This is a genomic window from Treponema sp. TIM-1, from assembly GCF_046533115.1.
GTDB lineage: Bacteria > Spirochaetota > Spirochaetia > Treponematales > Breznakiellaceae > JAIRMO01.
On record NZ_JAJQRC010000075.1, the window covers coordinates 1 to 6485 of the forward strand.

The 6485-nt window shown below is 53.7% G+C and carries 3 protein-coding genes; all 3 read left to right on the plus strand.

Annotated elements, in window-relative coordinates; translation table 11 throughout:
- Positions 1–366 precede the first annotated feature (366 nt).
- The 3 genes from gpmI (at position 367) to dinB (ending at position 6234) form a co-directional block, all read left to right on the plus strand.
- Positions 367–2061, plus strand: coding sequence for a 2,3-bisphosphoglycerate-independent phosphoglycerate mutase (gene gpmI / locus LQZ21_RS14715; RefSeq protein WP_411045335.1), 1695 nt, complete (start codon positions 367–369; stop codon positions 2059–2061).
- Between the two features lie 455 nt (positions 2062–2516).
- Positions 2517–4613: an aminotransferase class I/II-fold pyridoxal phosphate-dependent enzyme gene (locus LQZ21_RS14915; RefSeq protein WP_486401697.1), complete on the plus strand. Its 2097-nt coding sequence runs from the start codon at positions 2517–2519 to the stop codon at positions 4611–4613.
- A gap of 454 nt (positions 4614–5067) precedes the next feature.
- Positions 5068–6234, plus strand: a complete 1167-nt coding sequence (gene dinB / locus LQZ21_RS14725; protein WP_411045336.1) for a DNA polymerase IV — start codon at positions 5068–5070, stop codon at positions 6232–6234.
- The last annotated feature ends 251 nt before the right edge of the window (positions 6235–6485 follow it).

Sequence of the window (6485 nt, forward strand, 5' to 3'; positions counted from 1 at the left end):
ACGAACGAAGAGGAAGAGACGGGAAGAGAATTTGACCACAAAGGCGAAGAAGGCGAATAAGGGAATTAAGAGAGGAGGGAGGAGGGAGGAGGGAGGAGTTAGAAGTGAGGAACATTCTTCATTCTTCACTTCTTCGCCTTATGCGCCTTCGTGGTTAAATTCTCTCTTTTGTTCGTGTGGTTTGTGTGGTTCGTGGTTATTTCTCTCCTTGTCCGTGAGGTTCGTAGCTATTTTTCCTGTCCTTTGTTGAAACTGGGCATACTGTGGCCCCAGACACCTGTTAAAACCCGGTATAATTTGCTATATTTAAAGAATAGGATGCTGGGACAGTGCTGAAAACCCGGCTTGACGGATAAAGGAGTTCCCATGGTAGAAGCCCTTAAAAAAGATCCAGCCTGGAAAGGCCGGCGTGGTCCGGTACTCTTGGTTATTATGGATGGTGTCGGATACGGTAAATATAAGGAAGGCGATGCGGTCGCCGATGCTAAAATGTATAATCTCGCCGCGATTAAGGCAAAAAGCCCCACGGTAAAGTTAAAAGCCCACGGAAAAGCAGTGGGCCTTCCCTCGGATGAAGATATGGGTAACAGTGAGGTGGGCCACAACGCCATGGGCTGCGGCAGGGTTTTTAACCAGGGGGCGGCCCTGGTTTCCACCGCCATTGAAACCGGCGCCATGTTCCAGGGCCACGCCTGGCAGGAGATTATCGCCGGGCTTACCAAGGGGGCGGGAACTCCCCGGGCGCCCACCCTTCACTTTATCGGCCTTTTCTCCGACGGCAATGTCCACAGTCATCTGGACCACCTTAAGGCCATGATCCGGCAGGCGAAAAAAGAAGGGGTCAAACGGATCCGGGTCCATGTGCTTTTTGACGGCCGGGATGTGGGGGAAACCAGCGCCCTGGACTATGTGGACCCCTTTGAGGCTTTCTTAAAAGAAGAAAGTACCAACGGCTTGGACGCCCGGATCGGCTCCGGGGGCGGCCGGATGTGGATCACCATGGACCGTTACGGCGCGGACTGGACCATGGTGGAACGGGGGTGGAAAACCCATGTGCACGGGAAGGCGCGGCAATTTGCCGGTACCCGGGAAGCGGTGGAAACCTATCGTAAGGAGATCCCCGGGATCATCGATCAGGACCTCAAGGAATTTGTTATTGCCGAAGGGGGCAAACCCATCGGTACCATAGAGGACGGGGATTCGGTGGTTTATTTCAACTTCCGGGGGGACCGGGCCCTGGAGATCACCGCGGCCTTTGAGGAAGACAACTTCGACAAATTTGACCGGGGCCGCCGGCCCCGGGTTTGTTACGCAGGGATGATGGAATACGACGGAGATACCCATGTGCCCAAGCGTTACCTGGTAAGCCCCCCTGCCATTGATCGGACCATGGGGGAATACCTGGCCGCCACCGGGGTACGGACCCTGGCGATCTCCGAAACCCAAAAGTACGGCCATGTTACCTATTTTTTCAACGGCAACCGTACCGGCAAATTCGACGACAAGCTGGAAGACTATGTGGAAATCAAAAGCGACGTGGTCCCCTTTGAACAGCGGCCCTGGATGAAGTGCGCCGAGATCACCGACCAGGTCCTCAAGGCCCTTGGTTCGGGAAAATACGATTTTATCCGGCTCAACTTCCCCAACGGGGATATGGTGGGCCATACCGGGGTTTACCAGGCGGTGGTCTGTTCCATGGAGGGGATGGACCTGCAGCTCGGCCGCCTGGCCAAGGCCGTGGAGGAGGCCGGGGGGATAATGGTGATCACCGCGGACCACGGCAATTCCGACGATATGTTTGAACACAACAAAAAAACCGGCGCGGTGGTTTATAAAGAAGACGGGACTCCCAAGGCAAAAACCAGCCACAGCCTCAACCCCGTGCCCTGTATCATCTATGATCCCGAATACAAAGGCGAATATTTCCGAACAGCCGGGGAAGGCGGCCTTCGCGAAGGCTTGGGGATCAGTTCCCTCGCGGCCACCTGCATCCAGCTTTTGGGGTATCTGCCCCCGGCGGACTATGACCAATCGGTATTAAAAAAGCAGCCGGCGCTTTAGAAGGAACCGTCAGGGGGATCGGCCCATTTTCTAAACAGGTCATTTATTTGAGGCTGTTTTAAAACTTCAGTTTTGAAACAGCCTCACTGGTCCAGGGAGCAAAAGGTTCACTCCACCTTGAACCGTGATACCTAGGTAAGTACCCATGGACGTAACCGAAAAAAGGGCCGGTTTTTAAAAAAAATTTGATATTTGCGGTAGGTCCCCTTGACACAATGGGGAAATCATATTATCGTAATTTAATAACATATTAATCCTATGTGTATAATATGTATATTTTGAAATAGCCCTGATTGGCTATAATTTTTGTGAATTTGCCGGTATGATGGAGCATCGCGGAGCGGCGATCCGTGGTTTTTCCCGGGAAATTGGACTTTAGCTGGTTAGCGGGGTATGGAGCCTGCCTTTATTTTATGGGGAGCTTCGGGGCGGGCCGATTCATTCGGAGGGGGCCGATGATTGAAAAACGGGAGCTGAAAAAAAAGATTACCCGCGAAGCGGACCGGTTGGGGATCAATCTTTTGGGATTCGCCAACGTGGATCGCTGGGGGCAGTTCCCCTATCCCCGGGAAAAGTTCTATCCCCAGACCCTTTGGCCCTGGTCCCGGACGGTGATCGTCGGAGGGGTGCAGATCTTTCTTCCCATGCTGGAGACTACGCCGTCGGTGGTTTATTCGGAGCTCTACAACACCACTAACCGGCTGCTGGATGAGGCGGCCTATCGGCTGGCGAATCTGCTCAACACCTTGGGATACCGGGCGTTTTTTTTCCCCCGGGATGGGTATGGGGATATTTCGGCCCTGGTGGAGAAGCCCGAGGCCGCCTTTTCCCAGGTGATCGCCGCTTGTTTTGCCGGGCTGGGGACCATCGGGGCGAACCACTGCCTGTTAACGCCGGAGTACGGCCCCCGGGTGCGGTTTGTGTCGGTGATCACCGACGCGGAGATCGCCCCGGACCCCCTGGTGGAAAAGGAACTTTGTATCCAATGCGGGCTTTGTAAAAAAAATTGCCCCATCAGCGCGTTTACCACGATTCCGAATTCGGTTATTGCCGATATGGACCGGTATAGATGCGCCAAGTATCATCATTTTTTGAGAAAAGAGATGCGCTACCCCTGCGGGGTGTGTACCATGGTTTGTCCCGTTGGGAATGACCGGAAAATATACGGAAGCTCGTCGGTATCCGGGGAAGGAGTATTCCACGTCCAGGATAAGGGAGCCCGGCGCAATTTTTTATTTAACGCGGCAAGAAGGAGATTTATTATGAGTAACGAGAATTACAAATTTGAGACCCTCCAGATCCATGTGGGTCAGGAGAAGCCGGATCCCACCACGGACGCCCGGGCGGTGCCTATCTATCAAACCTCGTCCTATGTTTTTAGGGACCCGGCCCAGGCTGCGGGGCGTTTCGCCCTGACCGAGCCGGGGAACATTTACACCCGGATCATGAACCCCACCTGGGATGTGTTTGAGCAGCGGATCGCCGCCCTGGAAAAGGGGGTTGCCGCCCTGGCCACCGCCTCCGGGGCCGCAGCCACCACCTACGCCATCCAAAACATCGCCCGCACCGGGGATCATATTGTTTCGGATTTTCAGATCTACGGGGGCACCTTTAACCTCTTTGCCAACACCTTCAAGGACATAGGGATAGAAACCACCTTTATAGACGGCAGCAATCCTGAAAATTTCGAGAAGGCCATTAAGGCCAATACCAAGGCCCTATTCTTCGAGACCCTGGGGAACCCCAACGCCTCGGTGGTGGATGTGGAGGTTGTGGCGGATATTGCCCACAAACACGGGATCCCCCTGATCGTGGACAACACCTTTGCCACCCCCTACCTCCTGCGGCCCATTGAATATGGGGCGGACGTGGTGGTGCATTCGGCCACCAAATTTATCGGCGGTCACGGAACCTCCATCGGCGGGGTCCTGGTGGATGCCGGCAAATTCGACTGGGCGCAAAACGACAAGTTCCCCGGCCTATCCAAGCCCAATCCCAGTTACCACGGGGTGGTCTTTACCGATGCGGTGAAAAATCTGGCCTACATCATCAAGGCCCGGACCACCCTGCTTCGGGACACCGGCGCTGCCCTCTCCCCCTTCAACGCATTCCTCTTCCTCCAGGGCCTGGAAACCCTCTCCCTCCGGGTGGAACGGCATGTGGAAAACGCCCTCAAGGTGGTGGACTTCCTCAAGAACCACCCCCAGGTCGAGCAGGTGAACCATCCGGCTCTGGCGGAGCACCGGGACCACAAACTCTACGGGCGCTACTTTCCCAAGGGAGGCGCGTCGATCTTCACCTTCGAGATCAAGGGCGGTGCCGAAGCTGCCAAGGCCTTTATCGCCCAACTGAAACTTTTTTCCCTCTTGGCCAATGTGGCCGACGTGAAGTCCCTGGTGATCCACCCCGCCTCCACCACCCATTCCCAGGTGGACGAAAAGGACCTCTTGGAACAGGGAATCAAACCCAACACCATCCGGCTCTCCGTCGGTACCGAACATATTGACGACATTATCAATGACCTCAAACTTGGTTTTGAAGGGGCGCGGTAAAGGGGTTTTAAAAGGATCGGCACCGCCGTCGATTGCCCGGATTACGGTGTCAAGGCGTTCTACATGACACCAGTGGATCTTCTCTTCCCCCTGTTTAAAGGGGGACAGGGCAATTTTTGGCGTCTAGCCGGGATACACCCGGAGGAAATTATCGGTACGGTGGGAAAAGTCAGGGCGGGGTGGCGGTGTAAACCCATAGGGGGGACCCTCTGGGGGGACCCTATGGGTTTACAGCCGCCAGGACCCCCGAAAAATTTCTCCGTACCGGTAAGAATGATTTGGTGTATCCCGGCTAAAAGGTAAATGCTTTTGCCCTGTCCGTTCTTGGTGGATATTTTTTCGCGACTGTGTAAGAATATATAAGGGGCTGAGGTGGTTTCAAAATCCGGTGGTCCGGGCGGGCCAGGGTTTTGGAACCGGCTCGGCTGTCTTGATGTTCTTTTATGGTGCGCGTATGTATTATATCCATGCCGATCTGGACGCTTTTTACGCTTCGGTCGAACAGTTTGACCACCCCGAATACCGCGGAAAGCCGGTTATTGTCGGCGGCCTTCCCGGAGACCGCCGTAGTGTGGTGTCCACCGCCTCCTATGAGGCGCGGAAATACGGGGTCCACTCCGCCATGCCCATTGCCCGCGCCTGGGAGCTTTGTCCCACGGGAATATACCTCCGGGGCAATATGAAACGGTACCGGGAAAAATCCGCGGAGGTCATGGCGATCTTCTCGGAATTCTCCCCCGAGGTCAGGCAAATTTCTATTGATGAAGCCTTTTTGGATATAACCGGGACCACCGGGCTTTTCGGTCCCCCCGAGGAAACCGCAAAAAAAATCAAAGCGGTCGTCCGGGGACGGACGGGCTTAACCGTTTCCCTGGGGCTTGCCGCCAACAAGTATGTCGCCAAAATCGCCTCGGGAATGTCAAAGCCCGATGGGACCTTTATACTAGCCCCGGGAGAAGAGGAACCCTTTATGCGTTCCCTGCCGGTTGATAAAATTTGGGGGGCGGGGAAAAAAACCCAGGAACAATTTAAACAGTATGGGCTTAAAACCGGCGAAGATATTTACCGGCTGTCCCTGGAAAGCCTCACCGCAGTTTTTGGGAAGGCCTTCGGCCTTTTTTTGTACCGCGCCGTTCGGGGGGAAGCGGCCCAAGCCTTTGATGATAGACCCTCCCGTTCCATAAGCGCCGAACAGACCTTTCCCTATGATCTGTATGATGAATTTACCATAGAAACCGCCTTATTTGCTATCTGCCAAACCCTCATGTTCCGGCTGCTTAATGATAACTGGCAAAGCAGAACAATCGCTATCAAAATCCGCTATAATGATTTTTCTACCCAAAGCGCCCGGGAATCCCTTCCCCATCCGGTCAGCACCATGAACGAACTGTTTGAACACCTTTCGGCCCTGTTCCGTAAGAAATACCAATCCGGCAGGGGAATACGCTTAATCGGCGCGGGGCTGATGAACCTTGAAACAAAGAGCGCAAGTCCTCAGGCGGAATTATTTGATTCCGGTAATGAAAAAGAACGGGACCTGGAAAAATACATCCTGGAAATCAATAAGAAGTTTCCCGGCGCCGCCTTGAAAAAAGGGCGTTCCCTGCTGGCGGATAAATAGTACACCATAACGCCTAAAATGTTACCGGTTAAAATAACCACGAACCACACAAACCTCACGAACAAAGGAGAGAAGAGAATTCAGGTATAAATTCTGGAGTATCGAAGCAAAAGTTCGTGGTTTTTTCTGTTCTTTTTGAAACTGAGCATTGCTGTCGCCTTAGGAACTGTTCAAAAATAACTTGCCCAAAAGGGCAAGTTATTTCGTTATTGCGTAAGCAATTAGAATAAAATGCATCGCATTTTATTCTT

Excerpts from the sequence above, each read along its gene's own strand:
- dinB (WP_411045336.1), top strand. The coding sequence starts at position 5,068 with ATGTATTATATCCATGCCGATCTGGACGCTTTTTACGCTTCGGTCGAA.
- LQZ21_RS14915 (WP_486401697.1), top strand. The coding sequence starts at position 2,517 with ATGATTGAAAAACGGGAGCTGAAAAAAAAGATTACCCGCGAAGCGGAC.
- gpmI (WP_411045335.1), top strand. The coding sequence starts at position 367 with ATGGTAGAAGCCCTTAAAAAAGATCCAGCCTGGAAAGGCCGGCGTGGT.